The sequence below is a fragment of the Suttonella ornithocola genome (genome assembly GCF_001889065.1).
In the GTDB taxonomy this organism is placed as follows: Bacteria; Pseudomonadota; Gammaproteobacteria; order Cardiobacteriales; family Cardiobacteriaceae; genus Suttonella_A; species Suttonella_A ornithocola.
On record NZ_LWHB01000310.1, the window covers coordinates 1 to 499 of the forward strand.

Genomic DNA, 499 nt, shown 5'->3' on the forward strand with positions numbered 1-499 from the left:
GCATCCGCAGCTTCGGTATATGATTTAGCCCCGGTAAATCTTCCGCGCAGGACGACTTGACTAGTGAGCTATTACGCTTTCTTTAAAGGGTGGCTGCTTCTAAGCCAACCTCCTAGCTGTCTTCGCCTTCCCACTTCGTTTCCCACTCAATCATAATTTGGGGACCTTAGCTGGCGGTCTGGGTTGTTTCCCTCTCCACGACGGACGTTAGCACCCGCCGTGTGTCTCCTGTAGTAAAACTTTACGGTATTCGGAGTTTGCATCGGGTTGGTAAGTCGGTGTGACCCCCTAGCCGAAACAGTGCTCTACCCCCGTAAGTCAATCTACAAGGCACTACCTCAATAGTTTTCGGGGAGAACCAGCTATCTCCGAGCTTGATTAGCCTTTCACTCCTATCCACAGGTCATCCCCTAACTTTTCAACGTTAGTGGGTTCGGTCCTCCAGTTGATGTTACTCAACCTTCAACCTGCCCATGGATAGACTCGCCCGGTTTCCGGG

General features: G+C 51.5%; 1 rRNA gene. It reads right to left on the bottom strand.

The window, feature by feature from the left end:
* Nucleotides 1–499, bottom strand: a 23S ribosomal RNA gene (locus tag A5N85_RS13975); the annotation flags it as partial.